Source organism: Kitasatospora sp. NBC_01266 (assembly GCF_036242395.1).
Classification (GTDB): domain Bacteria; phylum Actinomycetota; class Actinomycetes; order Streptomycetales; family Streptomycetaceae; genus Kitasatospora.
The window spans coordinates 3,397,556-3,419,722 of record NZ_CP108458.1 but is presented as its reverse complement, the minus strand read 5'-3'; the positions used below and the strand labels follow the sequence as shown (position 1 = coordinate 3,419,722).

Annotated in this window: 27 protein-coding genes and 1 pseudogene; 23 read left to right on the top strand and 5 right to left on the bottom strand. The window is 70.7% G+C overall.

What is annotated here, in order from left to right:
- Window positions 1–57: 57 nt before the first annotated feature.
- From OG403_RS14555 to OG403_RS14480, 16 genes are all read left to right on the top strand, one after another.
- A complete protein-coding gene (locus tag OG403_RS14555; RefSeq protein ID WP_329564667.1) occupies window positions 58–429 on the top strand; it encodes a hypothetical protein in 372 nt (123 codons plus the stop codon).
- On the top strand, window positions 429–998 hold the full coding sequence (locus OG403_RS14550) for a hypothetical protein (RefSeq protein WP_329564666.1): 570 nt from the start codon (window positions 429–431) through the stop codon (window positions 996–998). The genes OG403_RS14555 and OG403_RS14550 overlap by 1 nt, the downstream gene beginning before the upstream one ends.
- Before the next feature lie 13 nt (window positions 999–1,011).
- Window positions 1,012–1,899 carry a hypothetical protein gene (locus tag OG403_RS14545; protein ID WP_329564665.1) on the top strand — a complete coding sequence of 296 codons (888 nt, stop codon included), beginning with the start codon at window positions 1,012–1,014 and terminating at the stop codon, window positions 1,897–1,899.
- Complete coding sequence (locus tag OG403_RS14540) at window positions 1,899–2,390, top strand: hypothetical protein (RefSeq protein ID WP_329564664.1); 492 nt, start codon at window positions 1,899–1,901, stop codon at window positions 2,388–2,390. The genes OG403_RS14545 and OG403_RS14540 overlap by 1 nt, the downstream gene beginning before the upstream one ends.
- 11 nt (window positions 2,391–2,401) lie before the next feature.
- Window positions 2,402–2,665 (top strand): hypothetical protein, encoded by a 264-nt coding sequence (locus tag OG403_RS14535; RefSeq protein ID WP_329564663.1) that lies wholly within the window; start codon window positions 2,402–2,404, stop codon window positions 2,663–2,665.
- Window positions 2,658–3,623: a phage tail tube protein gene (locus OG403_RS14530; protein ID WP_329564662.1), complete on the top strand. Its 966-nt coding sequence runs from the start codon at window positions 2,658–2,660 to the stop codon at window positions 3,621–3,623. Before OG403_RS14535 ends, OG403_RS14530 begins: the two co-directional genes overlap by 8 nt.
- Before the next feature lie 12 nt (window positions 3,624–3,635).
- Window positions 3,636–4,082 (top strand): hypothetical protein, encoded by a 447-nt coding sequence (locus tag OG403_RS14525; protein WP_329564661.1) that lies wholly within the window; start codon window positions 3,636–3,638, stop codon window positions 4,080–4,082.
- Between the two features lie 71 nt (window positions 4,083–4,153).
- Window positions 4,154–4,294: a hypothetical protein gene (locus OG403_RS14520; RefSeq protein ID WP_329564660.1), complete on the top strand. Its 141-nt coding sequence runs from the start codon at window positions 4,154–4,156 to the stop codon at window positions 4,292–4,294.
- The gene (locus tag OG403_RS14515; protein ID WP_329564659.1) at window positions 4,287–4,775 is read left to right on the top strand and encodes a hypothetical protein; all 489 of its coding nucleotides are present in this window, start codon (window positions 4,287–4,289) and stop codon (window positions 4,773–4,775) included. The genes OG403_RS14520 and OG403_RS14515 overlap by 8 nt, the downstream gene beginning before the upstream one ends.
- Before the next feature lie 44 nt (window positions 4,776–4,819).
- Window positions 4,820–7,636 carry a phage tail tape measure protein gene (locus tag OG403_RS14510; protein WP_329564658.1) on the top strand — a complete coding sequence of 939 codons (2,817 nt, stop codon included), beginning with the start codon at window positions 4,820–4,822 and terminating at the stop codon, window positions 7,634–7,636.
- Between the two features lie 18 nt (window positions 7,637–7,654).
- A complete protein-coding gene (locus OG403_RS14505; protein WP_329564657.1) occupies window positions 7,655–10,537 on the top strand; it encodes a hypothetical protein in 2,883 nt (960 codons plus the stop codon).
- A gap of 26 nt (window positions 10,538–10,563) precedes the next feature.
- Window positions 10,564–11,091 carry a hypothetical protein gene (locus OG403_RS14500; RefSeq protein ID WP_329564656.1) on the top strand — a complete coding sequence of 176 codons (528 nt, stop codon included), beginning with the start codon at window positions 10,564–10,566 and terminating at the stop codon, window positions 11,089–11,091.
- A 13-nt stretch (window positions 11,092–11,104) separates the two neighbouring features.
- Window positions 11,105–11,440 (top strand): hypothetical protein, encoded by a 336-nt coding sequence (locus OG403_RS14495; RefSeq protein WP_329564655.1) that lies wholly within the window; start codon window positions 11,105–11,107, stop codon window positions 11,438–11,440.
- 75 nt (window positions 11,441–11,515) lie between these two features.
- The gene (locus OG403_RS14490; protein WP_329564654.1) at window positions 11,516–12,307 is read left to right on the top strand and encodes a peptidoglycan recognition protein family protein; all 792 of its coding nucleotides are present in this window, start codon (window positions 11,516–11,518) and stop codon (window positions 12,305–12,307) included.
- A 16-nt stretch (window positions 12,308–12,323) separates the two neighbouring features.
- On the top strand, window positions 12,324–12,770 hold the full coding sequence (locus OG403_RS14485) for a hypothetical protein (RefSeq protein WP_329564653.1): 447 nt from the start codon (window positions 12,324–12,326) through the stop codon (window positions 12,768–12,770).
- The gene (locus tag OG403_RS14480; RefSeq protein WP_329564652.1) at window positions 12,767–13,090 is read left to right on the top strand and encodes a hypothetical protein; all 324 of its coding nucleotides are present in this window, start codon (window positions 12,767–12,769) and stop codon (window positions 13,088–13,090) included. Before OG403_RS14485 ends, OG403_RS14480 begins: the two co-directional genes overlap by 4 nt.
- A 221-nt stretch (window positions 13,091–13,311) precedes the next feature.
- On the opposite strand, the gene cyaB is transcribed toward OG403_RS14480, so the two are convergent.
- Both cyaB and OG403_RS14470 read right to left on the bottom strand, forming a co-directional pair.
- Window positions 13,312–13,872 (bottom strand): class IV adenylate cyclase, encoded by a 561-nt coding sequence (gene cyaB / locus OG403_RS14475; RefSeq protein ID WP_329564651.1) that lies wholly within the window; start codon window positions 13,870–13,872, stop codon window positions 13,312–13,314.
- 10 nt (window positions 13,873–13,882) lie between these two features.
- Window positions 13,883–14,731, bottom strand: a complete 849-nt coding sequence (locus OG403_RS14470; RefSeq protein WP_329564650.1) for a helix-turn-helix domain-containing protein — start codon at window positions 14,729–14,731, stop codon at window positions 13,883–13,885.
- A gap of 277 nt (window positions 14,732–15,008) precedes the next feature.
- On the opposite strand from OG403_RS14470, the gene OG403_RS14465 reads away from it, so the two are divergent.
- The 3 genes from OG403_RS14465 to OG403_RS14455 all read left to right on the top strand — a co-directional run bounded on the left by OG403_RS14465 (window position 15,009) and on the right by OG403_RS14455 (window position 16,502).
- The gene (locus tag OG403_RS14465) at window positions 15,009–15,950 is read left to right on the top strand and encodes a terpene synthase family protein (RefSeq protein WP_329564649.1); all 942 of its coding nucleotides are present in this window, start codon (window positions 15,009–15,011) and stop codon (window positions 15,948–15,950) included.
- Window positions 15,947–16,204 (top strand): hypothetical protein, encoded by a 258-nt coding sequence (locus OG403_RS14460; protein ID WP_329564648.1) that lies wholly within the window; start codon window positions 15,947–15,949, stop codon window positions 16,202–16,204. The genes OG403_RS14465 and OG403_RS14460 overlap by 4 nt, the downstream gene beginning before the upstream one ends.
- Window positions 16,205–16,322: 118 nt before the next feature.
- Window positions 16,323–16,502, top strand: a complete 180-nt coding sequence (locus tag OG403_RS14455) for a hypothetical protein (RefSeq protein WP_329564647.1) — start codon at window positions 16,323–16,325, stop codon at window positions 16,500–16,502.
- 38 nt (window positions 16,503–16,540) lie between these two features.
- On the opposite strand, the gene OG403_RS14450 is transcribed toward OG403_RS14455, so the two are convergent.
- Both OG403_RS14450 and OG403_RS14445 read right to left on the bottom strand, forming a co-directional pair.
- Entirely contained in the window at window positions 16,541–16,747 is a 207-nt protein-coding gene (locus tag OG403_RS14450; RefSeq protein ID WP_329564646.1) for a helix-turn-helix transcriptional regulator, read from the bottom strand.
- Window positions 16,748–17,137: 390 nt separating this feature from the next.
- Window positions 17,138–18,142: a hypothetical protein gene (locus tag OG403_RS14445; protein WP_329564645.1), complete on the bottom strand. Its 1,005-nt coding sequence runs from the start codon at window positions 18,140–18,142 to the stop codon at window positions 17,138–17,140.
- Between the two features lie 151 nt (window positions 18,143–18,293).
- Here OG403_RS14445 and OG403_RS14440 point away from each other — a divergent pair, with 151 nt between their 5' ends.
- The 3 genes and pseudogenes from OG403_RS14440 to OG403_RS14430 all read left to right on the top strand — a co-directional run bounded on the left by OG403_RS14440 (window position 18,294) and on the right by OG403_RS14430 (window position 19,866).
- The gene (locus OG403_RS14440; RefSeq protein ID WP_329564644.1) at window positions 18,294–18,470 is read left to right on the top strand and encodes a hypothetical protein; all 177 of its coding nucleotides are present in this window, start codon (window positions 18,294–18,296) and stop codon (window positions 18,468–18,470) included.
- Between the two features lie 460 nt (window positions 18,471–18,930).
- A pseudogene (locus tag OG403_RS14435) lies at window positions 18,931–19,011 on the top strand (acyl-CoA dehydrogenase family protein); the annotation flags it as partial.
- A 174-nt stretch (window positions 19,012–19,185) separates the two neighbouring features.
- Window positions 19,186–19,866: a DUF4232 domain-containing protein gene (locus OG403_RS14430; RefSeq protein WP_329564643.1), complete on the top strand. Its 681-nt coding sequence runs from the start codon at window positions 19,186–19,188 to the stop codon at window positions 19,864–19,866.
- A 31-nt stretch (window positions 19,867–19,897) separates the two neighbouring features.
- Here OG403_RS14430 and OG403_RS14425 read toward each other — a convergent pair whose 3' ends face one another.
- Entirely contained in the window at window positions 19,898–21,037 is a 1,140-nt protein-coding gene (locus OG403_RS14425) for an LCP family protein (protein WP_329564642.1), read from the bottom strand.
- Window positions 21,038–21,362: 325 nt separating this feature from the next.
- Between OG403_RS14425 and OG403_RS14420 the strand changes: the two genes are divergently transcribed.
- Window positions 21,363–22,151: an ABC transporter ATP-binding protein gene (locus tag OG403_RS14420; protein ID WP_329564641.1), complete on the top strand. Its 789-nt coding sequence runs from the start codon at window positions 21,363–21,365 to the stop codon at window positions 22,149–22,151.
- Window positions 22,152–22,167 lie beyond the last annotated feature (16 nt).

The following is a 22,167-nucleotide window of genomic DNA, read 5'->3' as shown; positions in this document are numbered from 1 at the left end:
GCCGCCGCCCACCGCGCGGCGGCGGCCCATCCCCCTTGCGAGAGAACGGAGTCGGGGATGCCGCACAAGCTCATCACCGAGCTCGGCGCGCTGCGGGCCGAATGGCAGCACTGCACGACCTACGCCAAGGACCGCGTCACCGAGGTCGAGGCGGAGCTGACCCGGGTGCGCCAGGCACTGGTCACCCGCGCCGAGCAGTTGGAGGGACAGGCGATCGACCTGGCCGACCAGCAGCAGGACATGGCCGCCGCCCAGGTGTCCATCGACGCCAGGGCGGCGCGCGCCGCCCTGGACACCGACCAGCCCGCAGCGGCGCAGGCCGGGAAGAAGGTGCCCGCCAAGGCCGCTGCGGCCGCTCCGGTCGCCGACGCACCTCTGGCACCGGCAGCCCCGGTGGACGGCGCCGCGGCGGGTGGGGCGGTGGCCTGATGCCGCTGGTGAACGGCCGCTACGGCCCCAAGAACCCGGCGTGGCTGCTGGCCGGGATGCCCGCCGGGCTGTCACGGGAGAACTTCGGCCGGATGCAGGTGCTGGCCGACTCGGCCGCGCTCACCTCTGGCGTGATGCTCGCCACCGCGCTGCCGCTGTACGCCGGCGACCTCGTCAGCTCGCTGACGTTCCACTCCGGGTCGGTGGCGGCGGCCTCGCCGACGAACTGGTGGTTCGCGCTGTTCGACGACTCCGCCACCCCGCAGTTCCTCGCCCAGTCCGTCGACCAGGGAAGTGCCGCCTGGGCCGCGAACACTGCGGTGACGCTCCCGATGTCCGCACAGCAGCAGATCGTGCGTAACGGCATCTACTACGCCGCCCTCATGGTCAAGGCCGCAACGCCTCCGAGCATCCTGGGCCTGGCGACGCTGACCGGCGGCGTCGTCGGCTACACGGCTGCCGACAAGCTGCTGACCAGCAACAGCGGCAGCACGCTGGCCGGGACCGCGCCGGGTACGATCGCCAGCCCCGCCGCCAGCGCGTTCGTGCCCCGGGTGCTGGCCAGCTGACGGGAGGCCACCGGTGAGCCTGCTCTACTTCATCGGCCAGGACGTGCAGCTGACCGCGGCCCCGCTCACCGACGCGGGCCAGCCCGCCACTGGCACGCTCGCCGTGCAGGTCACGGTGACCGACCCCACCGGCACCGTCACCACCCCGGTCGTTACCGGCTCGGCGGGCGCCTACGCCGCGCTGGTGCCCACGGTCGCGGTCGCCGGGGTGTGGCTGGTGCGCTGGACCGCCACCGGCACCAGCACCGCGTGGGCCACCGAGGACCAGTTCACGGTGCGGCCCACCGGCATCGAGCAGCTGGTGGACCTCGCCGGAGTGAAGGCCCACCTCAACATCCCCGCCGCGAACACGTCGGCGGACGCCGAACTCCAGGGCTTCATCCTCGCTGCCGCCGACCTCGCCCGGGACCGGGTCGGGCCGATCCTGCCCGAGCAGCACACCGAGTGGCACGACGGCGGCACCCAGACGATCACCCTGGACTGGCAGCCGGTCGTTTCGATCCAGTCCGTGACCGAGTACGTCTCGGCGTCGACCTGGAACCTCACCTACCAGCCGCTGGGCACCTCCACGGACGCCTACGGCTACACCTACGACCTCGACACCGGACAGATCACCCGACGAGCCACCGGCGGCGCCGTGCGCTTCCCCGGCGGGATCAAGAACGTGCGCGTCGTCTACACGGCCGGACGCGCCGGCGTCTCGCCGGGCGCGCTGCGGCTGGGGGCGCTGGAGCTGATCCGGCACCTGTGGTCGATGACCCAGCAGGGCGGCGGGCGCCCGCGGATCGGCGGCGGCATGCTCGACGCCGACGGCGGCAACCTGGTCCCGCAGGGCTTCGCGCTGCCCTCCAGGGTCCTGGAGCTGTGGAAACCCGAAGCGCGCGGCCCGGGGATCGCCTGATGACCACGCCCATCGGGGACATCCCCGCCTCCTCCATCATCCCGGCGCTCACCTGGCTGCTCACCGGCCTGCAGGCCAACATCCCCGCGGACCCGGCCGCCGACGGCCTGCTGATCTGCCTGGGCGAGCCCGGCCCCTACCAGCCGCAGGACATCGTCTACATCGGCGACATCCACCAGACCTACGCCCCGGCAGCCACCGTCGGATCCGGCGGCCCGCAGTGGCTGCGCGAGGACTACCCGATCACCGTCACCGTCGACTGCTACCGCGGCGGCGACGACCAGCTCACCGTCCTCACCCGGGCCCGCACGATCGCCGACCTGGTCGTGGCCACCGTCCGATCGGACCCGAGCCTGGGAGGCGCCGTCGACCGGGCCCGCCCGGCCGCCGCCGCCCACACGTTCGGCTGGGCCCAGGCCGACGAGGAGCACACCGCGGCCGGGCGCCGCGCGGAGATCGTCCTCACCATCGACTGCCTCAAGACCCTCTGACAGGAGGCGAGTTGCCCACCTACACCTATCAGGGCGAGCTCGGCCGCTACTTCCCGACCCTGGGACGCATGTTGAACCCGGGCGACACCGCCGACCTCCCGGCCAACCCGGGCGACGGCCGCTGGACGCCCCCGGACGCCCCGCCGCCGGAACCGACCGCACCCGTCGGCGAGCCCAGCCCCAACGCCCCGGCCGCACCCGCGATCCCTGCGGCCTCCGGGGCGGCCCCGGCCACCACCGTGGACCACCAGCAGCAGGAGGCCGCCAGTGCCTAAGCCGTCCCATCTCACAGCGTTCGGGCTCGGCAAGGAGAGTATCCGCGGGACCGGGGTGGCCGGAACGCTCTGGGTCCCATGGAAGACCCTCACGCCGAAGGACGACGTGGCGATCCTGGAGGACACCGGCCAGCGCGGCGCCCCCGTCGACCTGTTCGGTACCGCCGCCGGCCCGCGCGGCAGCGAACTGTCCTGGGGCGGCGACGTCTTCGCCGACTCGATCGGCGTCCCGCTGTGCTCGGTGCTGCCCGACGTCACCGTCACCGGCTCCAGCGCCCCGTACTCCACGGCGTTCTCGGTGCTGTGCTCCGGCGACACCCAGCCGCCCTCGTTCACCGGCACCCTCTTCGACCCGCTCGGCACCTGGTACTACCCCGGCCTGCAGGTCAGCGAGCTCGGGTTCAAGTGGAACGCCGACGGATTCCTCAACTACAGCGCGAAGGCGACCGGTTGGGGCTACACCCCCGGCACCACCCCCACCCCGTCGTTCACCCCGGGGCTCGCGCCCCAGCCGAACTGGAACATCACCAACAAGATCGCAGGGTCGCAGGTGTTCGTGCAGGACGGCGAGTTGAACATCACGCGCAAGATCACAGTGGTCCGGGGCGCCAACGGGACCCAGAACCCCTACGCGATCTGGTCTGGCGACGCTTCCGTGAACGGCAAGCTCACGCTGATCATGGAGAACACCACCCAGCGCGCCGCGTTCCAGGCCGCAACCCAGCAGGCCTTCGATGTCTCGTACACCGCCGGCAGCGGCGCCACGGCGACCGGTCTCGATCTGCACTGCTCGACGGTGACCTACACCGAGGGCACCCCGACCTACGGCAAGGACTACATCGAACTCCCGGTGTCCTTCAAGGCGGTCGCGAACACTTCCGACATCGGCGGCAGCGGCGGCTACTCGCAGATCAAGGCCACGCTGACCAACGCCATGCCGTCCGGCACCTACAAGTAGGAGAACCTCACCATGAAGCGCGTCAACCTCACCTCCCAGCCCGGCGCCTGGGTCGACCTGCGCGACCCGGCTGACACCCCCGAGCGGCTGCGCCGCCCGGTGCGGCGCCTGCAGCAGCTCCTCGCGAGCAACCAGGCATTCTCCGGGGTCGTGAAGCAGGCCGCGAAGGCCGGCGCGGCCGCAGTCGAGGACTTCACCGACGACCAGGCCGCCGAGATGGTCACCGGCATGGGCGCCGACGCCTACGACCTCCTCGACCAGCTCAACGACAACCTCGTGGTCCAGAAGGTCGCGGGATGGAGCTTCCCGGGCCCGGTCGCCCTGGACGCACTGCTCGACCTGCCCGGCCCGGTCTACGACGAGCTGCGCGCTCTGGTCTCCGACCGCGCGGCCGCAGCGGCCCCGGACTTCTCGCCGACCCCCGACGAGACGTCCCCTACCGAGCCCTCCAGCGCCTGAGGCAGCAGCTGGAGGGGCGCCACACCTACTCCGTCGCCCAGCTCGGCGACGCCTACGAGCACTACCGCACGGTGCGGCTGTGCAAGATCCTCCACGGGCCGCCGTCCACCTGGGAGGACCGCCCGGCCGACGAGCTCGACTGGCTGATCGCCGTGGACGACACCCAGGCGCAGGCCCGCGCCAACCTGGAGAAGGAGGCCGCCGGTGGGTAGCTCCGGAATGAGGATCCTGGTCACCGGCACGAAGGACGTGGAGGCGGCGCTGACCCGGGTGTCCCGGCAGATCGACGCCGCCTCGATCGCCGCCCTCAAGGCCTGCCAGTCCGTCACCAAGTCCTCGATCAAGGCAGGCCTTCGCGGCCGGCCCCGCTGGGACCACCGCGGCAAGTCCGCCCGCACCGGCGCCACGGTGCGGCTGAACCTGACACCGCACCAGGTCTCCAAGGCGGGCGGCCCCGGCAAGCTCACCGGCACGCTCGCGCGCGGCGTCGGCGGCGTGCGCAAGCCCAAGGCCGACCCGCTCATCGGCACCGTGCAGGGAGGCGTCGGGGTCGGCGGCGGCGTGCGCAACCTCTACAAGAAGCGCTTGGAGAGCCAGTACCCCTACGTCGCCCCCGGGGTGGCGAAGGCGACGCCGAAGATGGGCCCGATCTGGGCCAAGGCCTGGCAGCGCGCGACCGCGAAATGGGACTGACCAGCACCTGAACAACTGAATAGCACGGCCGAGGAGGTGATCGCATGCCTTCTCTGCCTCCCGTCTTCATCGAGTTCCTGGGGTCCAGCAAGGGCGTCCAGATGGCCATGGCGGACGCCAAGGTCGCCATGGCCGAGGCCGACGAGGAAGGCGCTGGCGCGTTCGAGAAGACCGGGATGCTCGGCGCCGCCGCAATCGCCGGCCTGGGCCTGGCCGCCGGTGAGGCGGCGAAGAAGACGGTCGAGATGGCCGCCGACTTCGACAGCCAGATGACCCGGGTCCAGACCGGCGCTGGCGAGGCCGCGGGCAACATGAAGCTGGTGTCGGCCGGGGTGCTATCCATGGCCGGCCAGGTCGGCCAGTCCACCGAGCAACTTACCTCCGGGCTCTACACAGTGGAGTCCGCCGGGTACCACGGCTCCGCCGCCCTCGACGTCCTCAAGAACTCGGCCGAGGGCGCGAAGGTCGGCGCCGCGGATCTGGGCACGGTCGCGGACGCGACGACGACCGCGATGAACGCCTACAAGATGGGCGCCGACCAGTCCGCCCAGGCCGTCAACGCGCTGATCGCCACCGAGGGCGAGGGCAAGACCACGCTGGAGGCCCTGTCGGGGGCCATGGCCACGGTGCTGCCCACCGCAGCCACCGCCAAGGTCGGGCTGACCGAGGTGCTCGGCGCGATGGCGACCATGACCGCCCAGGGCACCCCGGCGGCCGATGCGGCGACCTACCTGCGCCAGACCATCGCCCAGCTGTCCAACCCGAGCGGCAAGGCCGCCCAGGAAATGCAGTCACTGGGCCTCAACTCGGTCCAGGTCGCCCAGAACCTCGGCAAGAACGGCTTGGCCAGCACCCTCGAAGAGCTGACCGACGCGATCCAGAAGAAGATGGGCCCGGCCGGCACCGTCCTCATCCAGCACCTCCAGGATGCCGCGAAGGACAGCACGGCCTACCAGAAGGTCCTCGCGAACCTTCCGCCCGCCCAGCAGACCTACATCGGTGCGCTCGCCGACATGGTCGGCGGCACCAAGGCCATGCAGGGCGCCCTGGAGCTGACCGGCCCCCACCTGCAGGACTTCAAGGACAACACCGCCGGGATCGCCCAGCACGTCAAAGAGGGCGGCAACCAGATCGAGGGCTGGTCGGCGGTCCAGGCCACCCTCAACCAGCGGCTGGCCGAGGCCAAGGCCAGCGCGCAGGCGCTGATGATCCAGATCGGCCAGTACCTGATGCCGGTGGTGCAGGCCATCGTCGGCGCGGTCGCGAACTCAGCGGGCTGGATGACCCAGCACGCCGGCGCGGCGAAAGTGCTGGCCGCGGTGATCGGCGGTGTGCTGCTCTTCGCGCTGGCCGCCCTCACCGCCCAGCTCTACGCCATGGCGGCCGCCGCCGCCGTCAACCCGGTCACCTGGATCATCCTGGGCGTGGTCGCCCTGGTGGCCGCGATCGTCGCCCTGGTCGTCAACTGGCGCTCGGTGTGGGGCGAGGTCAAGGACATCGCCGAGGACGTCGCCCACGTGGCGGTGGCTGCCTGGGACTGGGTAGGTGCAGAAACGTTCCGCCTCTGGAACGACGTATCCGGTGCCGTGGTGGACACCTGGCACGACATCACCGGCTTCTTCAGCACGGCCTGGCACGACGTGGCCGATCCGGTCGTCCACGGCTGGGACCAGCTCGTGCAGGGCACCGAGGAGCGCTGGCACGAGCTCAGCTCAGCGGTCGTCGGTGTCTGGCACGACATCACCGGCTTCTTCTCGCAGGCCGCGCACGACGTCGAGGCACCGGTGGTCGATACGTGGGACAGGATCACCGACTTCTTCAAGAAATGGTGGCCCTTGTTGTTGCTGATCTTCCTGCCGCCGATCGGCATCCTCCTCGCGATCTGGAACCACTTCCACCAGGACATCGAGGACACCGCCAAACGCGTCTGGAACGACATCACCGGCTTCTTCATCGCCAACTGGAACACGACCGAGCGCCTGGCCGAGGATGCCTGGAACGGCATCCGGGACTACATCGTCCACCCCGTCGAGGACGCCTGGAACTGGCTCGTCAGCACCTGGAACGCCGGGGTGTCGTGGCTGGACGGGGTCTGGCACGGCATCGAGAACGACGCATCCGTGGCCTGGGCGCACATCCACTCCGCGATCATCGACCCCGTCGAGGACGCCTGGAACTGGATGGTCCGCACCTGGAACGCCGGGGTGTCGTGGCTGGACGGGGTCTGGCACGGCATCGAGAACGAGACCTCGGTGATCTGGGCGCACATCCGCTCCGCGATCATCGACCCCGTCGAGGACGCCTGGCACAGCGTCACCCAGACAGGCGGCAAGATCGGCGACGCCCTTGACGACGCCTTCACCACGGCGAAGAACGACGTCGTCGGCGTGCTGCGGGACTTCGAGAACTTCGGCTCCGACATCGTCAACGGCATCGTCAAGGGGATCTCCGGCGCGGCGCACTTCGTGACGGACAAGCTGAAGGACCTGGCCAACGACGCCCTGAAGGACGCCAAGAGCTTCCTTGGGATCGCCAGCCCCTCCAGGGTCATGGCCGACGAGGTCGGCAAGTGGATCCCCCACGGCATCGCGCAGGGCATCGCCGAGCACGCCGACGTCGCGCACGCCGCCGTCGGGGCGCTCACCGGCGCGCTGACCGCCCAGCCGATCGGCGTACCCGCCCTCGCCGGTGGCGGCATCGGCGCCAGCGGCCAGGCCGGCACCGGCGCGGTACTTGAGGTCACCGCACCGCTGATCATCCAGCTCGACTCCGACGTGCTCTACAAGGGCCTGCAGAAGATGGCGCTGCGCTACGACCGGCGCAACGCCCGCCCCGGACTGATCCGCACCGCGACCACCTGACCCGGAAGGAGGCGCCCGATGTCGGCCGCTCTGCTGCCCTCCTGGCCCCGCATCAACCTGCAGATCGCCCTCAACATCGGCGGCTTGCAGGCCGGTCAGCCGTACTGGACGGACGTCACCGCGCGGCTGCAGGGCAACTGGACGGCTGAGCTGTCCGGTCGCCAGTACGAGCAGGACGCCGTCCAGTCCGGCAGCGCGACCTTCATCCTCGACAACACGGACGGGAGCTTCGACTCGGGCAACGCGTCCGGCCCGTACTACGGCAGCATCAAGCCCTACCGGCAGATCCGGCTGACCGCGACCTGGCCGCCGTCGGCCAACCAGCTTCCCCAGGGCCTGGCAGACGGATCCGCGCTGACGGACTGCCAGACCACCCTCGGCAGCGTGGCGATCGCCGCGGTGAGCGGCGCCCCGTCCGGACAGTCCACCGCGATCGCGTGGACCTACCCGGCCAGCAGCGCGATCGCCGGAGCGATCGGCCAGGGCACCGGCGCCCCGTTCCCCAGCTGCGACCAGGACGCAACGCCCGTCATCGGCCAGCCCAGCCAGGCCCCCGGGCAGCCCTGGACCGCTTCCCTGTACGTCTCCGGCGCCGCCGGCAACAACGCGGGCGTTCAGGTCAACGCCCGCCTGTCCTGGTACAACCAGGCCGGCGCCCGGGTCGCCACCTCGGACGGCGCCGCGGTCACCGTTCCCACCCTGCCGAGCTGGACCCGGGCCAGCGTCAGCGCCACGGCCCCGACCGGTGCCGTGTGGGCACGCGTCGAACTCCTCGACACCACCGCCACCACCAGCAGCACCACCGTGTACGCCACCGGTTGGCAGCTGGAACAGTCAGCTGCGGCAAGCACCTGGACCGACCCGGGCACCACCTACGGGCTATGGCAGGGCTACGTCGAACGCTGGCAGCAGAAATGGGACGGCGCGGTACGCGGCACCGTCACCCTCGGGTGCGTCGACACCCTGGCCGCCCTGGCCAAGCTCACCCTCCAGCCATCGTTCCAGCAGCAGCTCCAGGCGCTCGGCCCGCAGTTCGTCTACGCGCTCAACGAGGCCTCCGGCGCAACCCAGTTCGCCGACCAGCTCGGTCTCAACCCGCCCCGCCTCACCTACAGTCCGCCCTCGCTCGGCGCGGGCGGCGGCTCAGTCACAGCGGGCAGCAGCGTCCAGGGCGGCGGCTCGGTCGGCTCCTCCGGCCCCGTCGTGACGCTGAGCAACCCGAGCTGGGGACTCAACGGCACCACCACAGCCGGGGTCCTGCTCGCAGCCCAGTCCGGCGCGAACCTCCCGCCGGTCAGCGGGGGCCTGACCCGGATCATCTGCTACCGCACCACCAGCGTGCCAACGGCTGGTGGTGCGATGTGCCTGTGGGCGGCCACCGGCCCGGGCGTATATGGCGGCTCTGGCTCCAGAGCGTGGCTGGGCATCTACCTGGACCCCAACCAGCACCTGTATGCGGTCGTCTCGGACCCGACCGGCACCTACACCTCCACGATCACCGTGCCAGACGTCGCTGCCTGTGATGGGAACTGGCACATCGGCGCCATCCAACTGTCTTCGGACGGAAAGACGTTCACGGTCGCCAACGACACCCACGGTTACCAGAATGTGCTGCCGAGCGGCGCCTACACGCTGACTGGCTGCAATGCGGACACCATCGGCGCGATGGCCAACCCGTTCGTGAACAGCTGGCAGCAGTACTTTCAGGGCGATCTCGCGTACGCGGTCCAGTACGCCTACCCGATCGGGAACAGCGCCGCGTTCGACCTCGGCGCGGGGTTCGCGACCGGCTGGGCCGGGGAAAGCAGCACAGCCCGCGGGCAGCGAATCCTCACCATGGCCGGGTACACCGGGCAGCTGACGGCACTGGGCACCCAGGAGACCATGGGAGGCGCGAACCTGGCCGGGGTCGGGGCGCTGGCCGCGCTCGCCACGGTGGCCGACACCGAGGCCGGCCAGGTCTACACCGACGGCTCCGGAGCGGTGACGCTAGCCGGACGCCGCTGGCGATACCTCCAAAGCATCCCAGTCGTGACCTTCGGCGAGCACACCGGAGAGGCGCCCTACGGCGGCGGCGCAGAAATCGACCTCGACCCCGATCACGTCTACAACCAGATCTCCATCACCACCCAGGTCGCCCCCAACAGCCCGCAACCCCCAGACGTCTACGCTGGCGCCAGTACCAGCCAGCAGGAGTACTTCCAGGCGACGCTGAGCCGCACCATCAACCCGGCCTCCGTCTCGGAAGCCGGATACGCCGCCCAGTACCTGGCCCAGCAGTACGCAGAGCCACAACCACGCGTAGACGCCGTCAGCGTCGACCCCTCGGCCGATCCGAGCCTGTGGCCGTCCGTCCTCGGGCTCGGATTCGGCAGCCGGGCCCGGCATATGCGCCGACCCAACAACGCCGCCGTCATCCAGCTGGAGACGTTCATCGAGCAGCTGGTATGGGCCGGGGACGACATCGGCAAGTTGGCCCTGACCGTGCAGCAGTCCCCGGCCGCGCCGTTCACCGACTGGCTGATCGCTGCGGCCCTGCACACCACGCTTGCCACCGCGGCCACGGCCGGGACGAACACCGTCACGCTCGCGCCATTGACAGGCTCGGCGAACAACCCGGCATCTGCCGTCCTCGTCCCGGGCACCGTGCTGACTCTCGGATACGGCACCGCTGATGCCGAGAACCTCACGGTCAAGTCGGTGGCGGCCACAACGGCTGGCTACACATCCGTCGGGGTAACTTTCAGCACCAACACCGTCAACAACCACCTGGTGGGCGAGACGGTGTGCCAGCCGCTCCCGTCCGGCTACCAGCTGCCAGCCGCGACCGCAGCCGGGTTCCCAGCGTCGCTCGATCCCGGAGCGACGCTCTCCACCAGCGGGCCGCGCGCGGCCTACTGACACCCCGTCCCATTCCTGGAGGCCCCATGTCCGGAGTCGCCCCACCCGTCCCGTACTCGTGGAGCGTCGGGGACGTCGGGTCCGCGGCGCTGCTGAACGCGCAGTTGTACACCGGACTGACGTTCCTGCTCGGGCCGCCCGTCGCGCTCTACCAGCAGACCACTGCCCAGAGTCTCGCTTCCGGTGGCATCCCCGCCATCACCTGGCCCACCCCCACCATCGACAGCTACGGCGGCTACAACGCGGCGAACTCCACGAGGTACACCCCGCAGCAGGCGGGGTGGTACCTGTTCCTGGCCTCGGTGTCCTACGCCGCGAACGCGACCGGGGGCAGGGTCTGCAACATCACCAAAAACGGTGGCGCGGCCGCCTCGGGGCAGGGGGCAGCCGGCAACGCCACCTCCTCGTACAACACCACGATGGCCGCGTGGGCGCTGGTCTACTGCAACGGCACCACGGACTACGTGGAGACCTATGCGTCGCAGAACTCCGGCTCGGCGCTCAACACGATCGTCGGCGTGACGCAGTTCATGGCCCTCTTCGTCCACACCTGATCCGGAGTCCTCGATGTCGACGCCCGCACCCATCGCTCCGGCGTCCGCGCCTGTGTGCGGTCACACCGCCTGCACCACGGCGGCCGTGGCGCACTGGACACGCCGCCTGACCGCTGTCGAACTGGCGGCGATCCCCATCGAGCAGCACAACACCGGCATGCAGCTGATGGTGTACGCCTGCGGTCCGCACGCGATCACTCTCGACCTGGCCGCGCGCATCCATCAGCCCGGTTGCTCGGGCCCGAACGCCGCGAGCCTGCCGACGTGCGACTGCACCCCCGAGCTGCCTGCCACCGATACCGCCCCCGTGACCACGACGCTGGCGACCGGCTGGCAGATCGGACCCTGACCGCCCTGCCGCAGAACGGCACCAGGCGCTTACCGATTACGTCACCAGCACCAACCAGAGCCCAGAGGAGAACTGATGGCACGCATGCTCGGAGCTGAGTGGATCGGCCCGACCCCCAACCAGTACACCGGCGGCCAGCAGGAGGTACGCGGCCTGGTCCTCCACATTCAGCAGGGCACCGAGGCCGGCAGCGAGGCCTGGTTCAAGACCGCCGCCGCGCAGGCCTCCGCGCACTTCCTCAACCCGAAGGCCGGCGGCCTGCGGCAGCTGGTCGACACCGCCGACGCTGCCTGGGCCGAGATGGCCGGCAACCGGCAGTGGATCAGCGTCGAGAACGAAGGCGTGTCCGGCGACTCCCTGACGGCGAGCCAGTTGGAGAACGCCGCGCAGCTGTACGCATGGCTGCACGGCGAGTACGGCGTCCCGCTCCAGGCGACCGACGACCCGAACGGCCAGGGCCTGGGCTGGCACGGCATGGGCGGCGACGCCTGGGGCGGCCACCCGGACTGCCCCGGAGACCCGATCAAGGCCCAGCGTGCCGCGATCCTCGCCCGCGCCCAGCAGATCCTCACCCCTACCGCCGTACCCGCGCCGCAGCCGGCCCCCGCGCCCGCCCCGGCGCCGGCCGGACCGCCGTGGCCCGGCGAGTACCTGCGCCTGCAGCCCACGATGCTCCACGACGCCAACGTGCGGACCTGGCAGCAGCGCATGTCCGACCGCGGCTGGGCGCTCACCGTGGACGGCTGGTACGGCCAGCAGTCGCAGACCGTCTGCCGCCAGTTCCAGCAGGAGAAGGGGCTCACGGTCGACGGCATCGTCGGCCCGCAGACCTGGACCGCCGCCTGGGCCGACCCCATCACCCACTGATCAGGAGACCACCACCATGGCCAACGCCCCCATCGAGGCCAAGGTCCGCGCCGCCACCGGCGCGGCCGGCCTGCTCGGCGCCATCCTCACCGGCCTCAACAGCGCCGGCGCGCACTCCACCCTGCTCGCGCCGCTGCCGCAGTGGGCCCAGAGCATCATCACCCTGCTCGCCCCGCCCCTGGCCGTGCTGCTCGCCGGGTGGATCGCCCCACACACCCCGCGCCCGGCCGCACCGGCCGCACCGGCGGCACCGGTCGCGTCCGAGCCCGCACCGGCGCCCGTGGCACCGACCACTGCGGCGCCGGCGGTCGTGCCGGACCCGGCGCCGCCCGCCCCGGCGCCCGCAGCACCCGCGGTGGCCGCTCCGGTCGCCCAGGCGCCGGTCACTCCGCCCGCCCCGGTCGCACCGGCCACCGCGTTCACACCGGACGGGACCAACCCGACCCCCGGGGCCGCCATGTGACCTCCGCCGGCACCCTCACCCAACTCGCCGGCTGGTCCATGGCCCTGGGCACCATCGCCGGCGGCGCCGCGCTCCTGTGGCGCATCACCCGCGGCGCCCGCCACATCGCCCACCGCCTGGAGCAGATCGCTGATGACTGGGCCGGCGTCCCCGCCCGCCCCGGCGTCCCCGGCCACGACGGAGTAATGGCCCGACTCGGCGCCATCGAGCGCCGCCTGGGCGCCGTCGAACACGAACTCCACCCCAACTCCGGGGCCAGCCTCCGCGACGCGGTCGACCGCGTCGCAGCCCAAGTCGGTGTCAGCACCCCCGAGAAGTAGACCAGCGCCCCGCCTCCTCGATGCGAGGAGGCGGGGCGCTTCGTCGCGTCTGAGGAGCGCTGGCCGCGCGGGCGGCCTACTCGCCGAGGCCCGCGGCTTCGATGCCGCCAGGGGTGGGGGGCTGGAGCCGAGCCCGATCGTGCATGGATCCACGCCCAGCCGTTGACGGGATCGTGGGGGTCCTGGCGCCGGCGGATGTGGGCTGCCCAGCGCGACAGCGGTTACCGGCTGGCCGCGACGGCGTCGGTGTAGAGCTCAGTGGTGAGGTCTGCGTCTTCGATTCCGAGGTCAGCGAGGACAGCGCGAACCGCCGCGAGGGCTGCGTCGAGGTCGTCGTCACCGGCCGCGATCGTCTCCACCTCCAGGAACGTGCCATCGATCTCGGGGACGCGAACGAGCGTGGCCAGCAGCTCTCGTCCTGCCGCCGAGAATGCGTAGTTCCGGCAGCGCTTCTCGAACGCGATCACGGGGACGTGGCCGAGCCCGCGCACGATCTCGTGGGCCGCCTCGGCGTCATCGACTCGGGTCTCAGCCTCGGGCTTCGAACCGGACGCCTCGTCCACACGCGCCCCCTTGTAGGTGAGCACGGTCCTGGTGTCGTCGGCTGCATGTACGGTGCGGATCCGCAGCTCCCGATCACCCTGGCCGAGCAGGCCGGCCGGGGTGTCGTAGTAGGTGTCCTGGTAGACCTCAGGACGTCCCGGTCCGTAGGCGGTCTCCAGCTTCTCCATCACCGCCTCGGGGTCACGCACGATCGCCTTCAGCTCGGCCTCGATCGCCAATGTCTCCTCCTCAGATGACCTGCTGTGCGTCCTTAAGCATGGAATCAAACAGCCTGCGGAACCCCTGATACAAGGGCCCGTGAGGGGTGGCCACCAGCTTGTAGGTGGCGGACTCGTGCCCTTCCCAGGATGTGGCGAAGCTGGCGACGTACAGGGTGGAGTCGAGTCTGATGATGCGCCAGACCGGCAGGGAGCTGTACCGGTAGACCTCAACGGGGCTGCTGGCTGCGAGCTCCCGCAGCCTGGTTTCGGCGAGTCGGACGCCGCCCGCGAGGGACTCGGTGGACTCGCCGATCTCCGCGGCGCGCTGGGCTACGGCGTCGCTGTCCGGGTCGAGCAGCAGGACTCGCAGTCTCGGCGGCTTGTCTCCGTCGCGGTCGAGGTGAGGGCGGAGGAGGGAGTCACGGAGGCCGAGCAGTCCCAGGCCTCGTACTGCGAGTACGTCCAGCTCCCGAGCGGTCCGGGCCGCGCGTTGAATCTCGGTGGCTGCGGCGGCCTGCTCGGAGTAGACGCGCACGACCTCGGGGAAGGCGGCCAGGTCGAAGGCCGCGCCCCCAGCGCGCTTCTCACGCTGGGGTGCGAGCCCAAGGAGGCGTCTGGAGTCGTCGGGCATTGAGAGGCCGTCGGCGATGCGCTCGAAGACGTCCAGTCGGCTGACCTCGCGGCGACCGTTCATGATCTCGTTGACGCGGCCCTGGTTCATGCCGGTGGCTGTGCCGATGCGGGCCTGGCTGGCGCCGCTGTGGTGCTGGACGAATCGGAAGAGCCCGCCGACGTCGCGCGCGCGGAGCGCCTGCTGTATGTCTGCGTGCTGCCAGGTGGGGTCGGGGAGGGTGAGCGGAATCAGGGCGGTGGTCATGGGGTCCTCGTCGCGCCGAACGGGGTATCTCACCGTGAGATTACCGCTTGGGTATCGATCCTGACTGCTAGTCAGTCGAATCTTGCGGTGTGGATACAGAGACCGCTGTACGGCACATCCCGGCGCCTGCCTCCGCGGCGCCCACCTACGCTCAGCTGCATGAGCAGCAGTGCATCAGCTGTTCGGCTATGACAGACCTGAAGCGGGCCGGCTACCGCACGGTCGCAGGCCTCACCTGGGCTGTCGTCGCCTGCCCCGAGCACGCTGGAGCGACGGCATGACCGCGACCGACGCCCGGCACCCGGGCTTGTACGACGCCGCTCTCGGCTTCCTGACGGTGCACGACCTCCACCCGGACCCGATCGGGTATCTGGAGCACGGCTACGTCGAGCTGTTCCTGGCCGCGTGGCGGGGCTCGGCTGGCGAGCCGCTGGAGCTGGCCAGCCTCTGGGGCCTGTGGCTGTGGCGGCTGGACGACGTGCTCGACCGCGAGCTGCGCGACGCCGACCCGCAGGTGGGCAGTGTGCTCGCTACCCGACTGCTCGACATCCTCGACGGAGCGCCTGCTGAGCTGGGCGATCACCCCACGGTGCGGGCGCTCGCGGAGCTGGTCCGGCGGACCCGGCCGGCGATGCCCCGGGGTTGGTGGGATCGCTACGCGTCCGAGCTGGACGCGTGGTTGCGCGCCGCGAGCGACAAGCTGGCGGCCTTCGTCCAGGCAGGCCGGACGCCTTCGCTGCGCCAGTACCTGACGCTGCGCCCGATCGACGGCGGCATGCTGCTGGCCGCCATGTGGACGGAGCTCGCGCTGGACTGCGTCACCCCGGACTGGGGCACGCTGCTCGTGCATCGGCTGCTCGACGCGTTCTCCGCGTGCGGCACCCTGACCAACGACCTCGCCGCGGACCCGGCCGACACCTTCACCGCTCAGGCCTCGCTGGCCGCCGCAGGCCTGTCGCTGACGGAAGCCCGGGAGCGAGTGCGCGAGCAGTTGTCGGCGGAGGCTTCGCGTGTCTGGTTGCTGCTGACCGCCATCCGTGAGGACGCCCGGCTCGCGGGGCCCGGCGCGGTCGCCCCGGTCACGCTCGACTTCGCCCTGGCGCTCGACCGCTTCCAGCGGGCGTTGACGGACTGGACGCGCACCAGCTCCAGGTATCGGCCACATGGTTGGGCCGGTTCGCTGCCCGTGGCGGCTTCGGTTGATAGGACGGTCTGGTGACGCCGTACCAGATCATGGCGAGCGAGAACCTGCGGGCACTGGGCCACCGCCTGGATGTCGCCGCGAAGCAGGGCGCCGACACCGACGTGCTGGACCCGCTGCTCGCCGCCATGCGCCAGGTGCACGACGGGATCGACGGCCACCTGGCCGCCGAGCTCGGCCTGCCGCCCCGCCGCGCGACCGCGGCGCCGTGCTGCGTGCGGCAGCCAACGCCGGCACCGCTGCTCGTGCGTCAGCTGACCAGGGCGGCCTGACCGCCCCACAGACCCCCGTGCCAGCCGCTGCGTGGACTGCGAGGACAGCGGCCGGCACGGGCCCACGCATGGCCCCGGACGGACGGGCCGTCCGGATCGACACGGCTAGGAGCCACTCATGAGCGCACAGGACGCCGACGATGACGCCCTGTTCCAGACCCTGGCGACTCTCTCGGCCGCGAGGGCAATGGCCGAGGCAGCCCCCACCGGGTCCCTCCCGCACAATCTCGCCACGGGCGCGGTCAACAACCTGGCTGACCGCCTGCGGGACCAGCACGGGGGGCAGCCGGAGGAGTAGCGGACACCAGGCGGCCACCTCCCGGCTGGCCAGCAGCCTCAGGACCAGAGCAGGTTGACCAGCGGCACGCCGAGCGCGCGGGAGATCGCGACCAACTGGTCCAGCGTCGGGCTCGTCCGCCCCAACTCGTAGAACCCGATCGTCTGCCGATCGACACCGGTCATCTCAGCCAGCTTCTCCTGACTGAGGTGCCGGTCCCGGCGCATGCGGCGGATGCGGTCGCCGACTTCGCGGCGGATCCGCATCTGGTCCTCATCGGGGGGACGGGCACGGGTCGGTGGCACTTACTGACCGTGACCTGGCAAAACGTCAAAGTCTGCATAAAGAACCCCTCAGATGGGTCCACCAGTTCGATACGGTGGCCCCACCGCACTCGGGGGGCCGACACAATCGGAGCACACCCTGAGCACGCCGAGCGACCCCAGTTCCCCACAGCACACGCCCGGCTGGAGCCTCCACGAGCCGTTCTCGCTGGTCGCCTCCCTGACTGACCTGTACGAGTCGGCGCAGCGTGCCGCCGAGCTGGCTCGAAGTGACGATGGATCGGCCGAGCACATCGCTGGCGTCCGCCTGGTGCGCGATGTCCTGCGCAAGATCGGTGCCCGCATCGAGCATCACAGCGCCGAGTGGGACTGCTAGGACCACTCTCCGCGACCAGCCCGCCGCCCGAGCTCGAAGAGCAGGGCGGCGTTGGTGTTGCAGCCGAGCATGCGGCGCATCGCCGCGAGGTCGCCCTGCACGACCCGCTCCGATACCTGCAGGGCGGCGGCAACGGCAGCCTGCCCCGCGCCCGCCGCGAGGTGCCGTGCGATGTCCTGCTGACGAGGCGTGAGCGGATCGCCCGCCGAAGTCGGTGGCACTGCCCGCTCGCCCTTCCACACAGCAGCGCGGGCCCACTCGCGATCGAACATCGCGGCCACGTAGTGCACGAGAGCCTCATCCTCGACGATCAGCGCCCGCTGCGGCTCTGACCCAGGACCCGTCCACGGCATGTAGTCACGGAGGACGGCGGCCCTTCGGTCGAACACCAAAGCGCGCAGGAACGCCGTCCCGCTCGTCCGGACGTGGGCGCCAGCCGCAGTCATCGTTCTAACGTGAGCCGCCGTAGCCTCGTCCATCCGAACACTGTCCATGTACAACGTCCGCACGGCCACGCCGCGGTGAAGCGCGTCCAGGTCGCGCGGCAGACTAAGGGCGAGGCTGGATGCTGGCCGGGGCCCGCCGGGTTGCGCAGTGAGCATCTCGGAGCTGGTCTGGGCCAAAATCTCAGAGATCCGCGCATTGATGGCCTCGACGCCCTCCAGGTGCTCGACGGCGCCTGTCGCGTGCGACTGATGCGGCCTGTACTGCCAGGCAATCGCCAGATCCTGGATCGTGGCGGGGAGGGCGGCTGTGCCGGCCATGGCCTCCGATATCTGACCGAGCAGGATCTCCCGGCGCTGTGCGGCTGCCTCGCTGGGGTTGAGAGCAAGGTACCGGCCATCGGGGCCCTCGGGGTGCGCAATGACGAGGCCGAAACGCAGGAGCTCGGCGAGGGCTTGAGGATCTGCGGCGCTGTCGACGCTCTGGGTGTGCAGGACGGCAAGGTAAAGGTGGCGGGCCTCCGGACTGACCGTCCACGGTCCGAGCTGGTGCGTCATGCTGACTCTCCCCATGTGCGGGATCCCGCAGTGCGGGAACCCGCATCCGTTTTCTATTGATCTTGCCACAGGGGGGCGTCAGACTTGTGCGTGCCCACCCGGAATACCCCGGTCCGGAAGGCCTTAATCCCTAGCTCTGGAGGTAGGTTCCATGCGCGTTCGCGCACTCATCGGCGCGGCGGCCCTCGCTGTCGCTGGGCTCATCCTCGCGGCTGTACCGACCGCCGCCACGCCGGTGCCCGCCCGGGACGCCGCCGACCAGGTAGTCACCCCCGCAGACACTGACGCCGGCGGCGCCATCACGCTGATGGACTCGGCCTGGGACTAGCAGCCGACAGGACTCCGCTCCCGCAGTGCCCGCGCTCATCGGGCACTGCGGGAGCGGCGCTCGCAGGCGATAGTGCGCCGGTGGTGAGGGGTCTGCCGCATCGTGTGGTTGCCAGTCACGCCGCGATCCTAGTTCGCCTCGAGGTCGAGCACTCCCGCCGATCGGCGGGGGTGCTCGACGGGAGGCCCCTTGTCGGCCGCATCGCCGGGCGAGGGGGCAGTTGTCGGGGGGTGCGACATGGTGCCACCCTCCTCGAACCCCCCGACTGAGCAGCAGCATCCCCCGCCGCGCATGGCGGGGGATGCTGCTCGTCCTACGAAAATGCGCGATGACTGCGCGATGATCTTGTTCATCGCGACACATTGCAGTGCATCACGGTGCATCGCTACGACCAGGGCAGTCAGGCTCTGAGCTGCAGGAAAGTACGTTTGTTCGAGTTCAGTGCCGCATTCTGTACTGCGACGCCAAGATCACCCAGATCTACGAAGGAACCAACCAGGTCCAGCGGATCGTCATGGCCCGCAACCTGCCCACCGGCTGACCTGCGCTTTCTCTCCCGCCGACCCCCGCGTCCCGCTCAGGGCGCGGGGGTCGGCGCTTTGTCACGGGCGTTGTTGCAGGTGTTACGCGGCTGGGACGGACGCGGACGAACTGGGCCTCGGATAAGGACGTCGTAAGGGGAGAAGAACGACAGCGCATCTGAAGGGGAGCAGTCATGAGGTTCAGCAAGGCAGCAGCGGTCGCGGTCACCACGGCGGCGCTCGCGCTCGGCGTCTCGGCGTGCAACGACGACGTCCCGTCGACGAACGCCGCCAACCCTGCTGTGTCCGCCGCGCCTGCCGCCGCCCACCCGGGTGCCGCCGCGCAGTCCGGTGCCGCGGTGGCGCCGGGCGGCCGGACCTCCGCCAAGCCCGGGGCCCCGGCCGGCAGCGCCAAGCCGACCGCCGTCTCGGACCGCTGCCACACCAGCGAGCTGAAGGCCGACGTCCAGCTCCAGCCGGACTTCCCCGGCAAGGCCATGGTGATGCTGACCAACATCGGCAAGCGCTCCTGCAGCGTGTACGGCTACCTCGGCTACGGCGGTCTGCTGGCCGACAACAGCCGGGTGACGCTGAACACCAGCCGGGTGGCGTACCCGGGCCCGTCGGTCGCCGCCACTCTGAAGCCCGGCACCACCGCCTTCTCCGGCCTCAAGTGGTCCTCCTGCGACAAGTCCGACCCCACCTGCCACGTGCTGGCCGGTGTGATCGTCACCCCGCCCGACGAGACCACCCAGCTGACCGCCAACGTGCTCGACGACAACGGCCGGCCCCTGCCGCAGCTGACCGTCTCCGCCGCCGGCTTCACCGTCGGCACGCTGCAGCCGAGCAACGAGGGCGTCGTCTTCACCTCCTAGCGCGCACCGCCGCCCACTTTCTGACTGCACGTCAGAAAGTGGGCGGCGCAGTGTCGTTCCTGATCGCGGTGAACACCTGGGCGGCCTCGCCCTGGTTCCACTTGACCGCCGACTCGCCGGTGCTGGTGCGGTAGTCCGGATTCGCGATCGGGATGGTGATGCTCTTTCCGGAGCCCCCGCTGACCGTCTTCATCGCCTCGAAGAGGCTCGCCAGATCGGTCAGTCCGGTGTGGTTGTCGACGATCAGGGTGTCCAGCCCCGAGCCGATCAGCGGGTAGAGGGTGAAGGGGTCGAGCAGCGTGGTCGGCGAGGCCGCCTGGTGGGCCAGCGCGGAGAGGAACAGCTGCTGGTTGCGCATCCGGCCTAGGTCCTGGTCGGCCATCTGGTGGCGCTGGCGGACGAAGGCCAGCGACTGGGTGCCGTTCAGGGTCTGGCAGCCGGCCTTCAGGTCCAACCCGGAGTCCTGGTCCTGGATGTCCTTGTCGATGCACAGGTGCACGCCGCCCACCGCGTCCACGATGCCGACGAACCCGGCGAAGCCGACCTCGGCGTAGTGGTCGATCCGGATGCCGGTGTTCTGCTCGACGGTGCGCACCAGCAGGCCGCCGCCGCCGTTGTCGAAGGCTGAGTTGATCTTGGCGGTGGTGGCCTTGACGGTCCGGCCGCTGCCCGAGGTGTCCAGGTGCGCCGGGATCGGCACCCAGGAGTCGCGCGGGATGCTCATCAACGTGTTCCCGTGCGCGCCGATGTGCAGGATCATCATCGAGTCGCTGCGCTTGCCGTCGTCCGAGCCGGTGTGCAGGCTCTGCTTCTGCGCGTCCGACAGGCCGTCGCGGCTGTCCGAGCCGACGATCAGCCAGTTGGTTCCGTTGCCCGCCGGCGGCCGGCTGCCGTAGTCGGCCAGCACGTCCTGGTGGTGCAGCTTGGAGTCGGCCCAGAAGTAGGTGCCCACGCTGGTGGCCAGCAGCGCGCCGACCACGCCGAGCACCGCGTACGTGACCACCCGGCGGCGCGGCCACCGCCGGCGCCCGACCGGCCGGGCCCCCGAGCCGCCCGGACCGCCGGCGCCGCGCGGGTCGAGCGAGGGCGGCAGTGGCGCGCCGGGGCCGCCACTCCTGCCGCCGTACCCCGCGCCACCACCACTCGGACCGCCCTGCTGCCACGTGTTCATGTTCCCGAGGATGCCCGATCCGTCCCGTTCCGTTCCGTTCGGTCGGGTTCCTGTAGCAGAGCTGATGCACAAGCCCCGGCTCTGTCGTCCTGCCGCCCGGCACCGCCCGGCCGGAGCGCGCCCGACCGGGCCGGGCGCGCGCCCCTGAGAGCCGGGCCCTCGTCCCCTAGGGGCTCCCGCCCGAGTCCCGTACATCTCATGTCAGCCAGGGTCCTCCCGCCGGATGACGAGCCGTCGGACCGCACGCTCTAGGTTGGAGGTATCGACTCGGCCCCGCCTGTCAAGGGGGCCGGGTCCCGGGGGAACACCGACCTAGGAGCGAGACGTGACGACGGCATCCGCAGCCGTGCAGGCATTCGAGAACCCTGGCGGGCCGTCCGCCAGCGCCGCCGCAGCCCGGCAGGTGACCAAGGCGTACGGCTCGGGGGAGACCCGGGTGACGGCACTGAACGCCGTCGACGTCGACATCCAGCGTGGCCGGTTCACCGCGATCATGGGCCCTTCGGGCTCGGGTAAGTCGACCCTGATGCACTGCCTGGCGGGGCTGGACACGGTCTCCGAGGGTCGGATCTGGATCGGGGACACCGAGATCACCGGTCTGCGTGACAAGCACCTGACCCGGCTTCGGCGGGACAAGATCGGCTTCATCTTCCAGGCCTTCAACCTGCTCCCGACGCTGAACGCGCTGGAGAACATCACGCTGCCGATGGACATAGCCGGGCGCAAGGCCGATGCCGCCTGGCTCCAGCAGGTGGTGGAGACGGTGGGGCTGGCCGACCGGCTGAAGCACCGTCCGACCCAGCTCTCCGGTGGCCAGCAGCAGCGCGTCGCGGTGGCCAGGGCGCTGGCGGCGCGTCCGGAGATCATCTTCGGTGACGAGCCGACCGGTAACCTCGACTCGCGCTCCGGCGCCGAGGTGCTGACCTTCCTGCGCCGCTCGGTGGACGAGCTGGCGCAGACCATCGTGATGGTCACCCACGACCCGGTGGCGGCGAGCTACGCGGACCGGGTGCTGTTCCTGGCCGACGGCGTGATCGTCGACGAGATGCACGGTCCGACCGCCGACTCCGTCCTCGAGCGCATGCGCCGTTTCGACGGCAAGCGCACCAGCTGAGCCGGGGTCAGGACAT

What these genes read in the sequence shown, in the direction of transcription:
- OG403_RS14470 (WP_329564650.1), bottom strand. Translation starts at nt 14,731, where the DNA reads ATGACCACCGCCCTGATTCCGCTCACCCTCCCCGACCCCACCTGGCAG.
- OG403_RS14555 (WP_329564667.1), top strand. Translation starts at nt 58, where the DNA reads ATGCCGCACAAGCTCATCACCGAGCTCGGCGCGCTGCGGGCCGAATGG.
- OG403_RS14455 (WP_329564647.1), top strand. Translation starts at nt 16,323, where the DNA reads ATGAGCGCACAGGACGCCGACGATGACGCCCTGTTCCAGACCCTGGCG.
- OG403_RS14495 (WP_329564655.1), top strand. Translation starts at nt 11,105, where the DNA reads ATGTCGACGCCCGCACCCATCGCTCCGGCGTCCGCGCCTGTGTGCGGT.
- OG403_RS14450 (WP_329564646.1), bottom strand. Translation starts at nt 16,747, where the DNA reads ATGCGGATCCGCCGCGAAGTCGGCGACCGCATCCGCCGCATGCGCCGG.
- OG403_RS14430 (WP_329564643.1), top strand. Translation starts at nt 19,186, where the DNA reads ATGAGGTTCAGCAAGGCAGCAGCGGTCGCGGTCACCACGGCGGCGCTC.
- OG403_RS14425 (WP_329564642.1), bottom strand. Translation starts at nt 21,037, where the DNA reads ATGAACACGTGGCAGCAGGGCGGTCCGAGTGGTGGTGGCGCGGGGTAC.
- OG403_RS14490 (WP_329564654.1), top strand. Translation starts at nt 11,516, where the DNA reads ATGGCACGCATGCTCGGAGCTGAGTGGATCGGCCCGACCCCCAACCAG.
- OG403_RS14500 (WP_329564656.1), top strand. Translation starts at nt 10,564, where the DNA reads ATGTCCGGAGTCGCCCCACCCGTCCCGTACTCGTGGAGCGTCGGGGAC.
- OG403_RS14540 (WP_329564664.1), top strand. Translation starts at nt 1,899, where the DNA reads ATGACCACGCCCATCGGGGACATCCCCGCCTCCTCCATCATCCCGGCG.
- OG403_RS14510 (WP_329564658.1), top strand. Translation starts at nt 4,820, where the DNA reads ATGCCTTCTCTGCCTCCCGTCTTCATCGAGTTCCTGGGGTCCAGCAAG.
- OG403_RS14465 (WP_329564649.1), top strand. Translation starts at nt 15,009, where the DNA reads ATGACCGCGACCGACGCCCGGCACCCGGGCTTGTACGACGCCGCTCTC.
- OG403_RS14440 (WP_329564644.1), top strand. Translation starts at nt 18,294, where the DNA reads ATGCGCGTTCGCGCACTCATCGGCGCGGCGGCCCTCGCTGTCGCTGGG.
- OG403_RS14485 (WP_329564653.1), top strand. Translation starts at nt 12,324, where the DNA reads ATGGCCAACGCCCCCATCGAGGCCAAGGTCCGCGCCGCCACCGGCGCG.
- OG403_RS14550 (WP_329564666.1), top strand. Translation starts at nt 429, where the DNA reads ATGCCGCTGGTGAACGGCCGCTACGGCCCCAAGAACCCGGCGTGGCTG.
- OG403_RS14505 (WP_329564657.1), top strand. Translation starts at nt 7,655, where the DNA reads ATGTCGGCCGCTCTGCTGCCCTCCTGGCCCCGCATCAACCTGCAGATC.
- OG403_RS14445 (WP_329564645.1), bottom strand. Translation starts at nt 18,142, where the DNA reads ATGACGCACCAGCTCGGACCGTGGACGGTCAGTCCGGAGGCCCGCCAC.
- OG403_RS14525 (WP_329564661.1), top strand. Translation starts at nt 3,636, where the DNA reads ATGAAGCGCGTCAACCTCACCTCCCAGCCCGGCGCCTGGGTCGACCTG.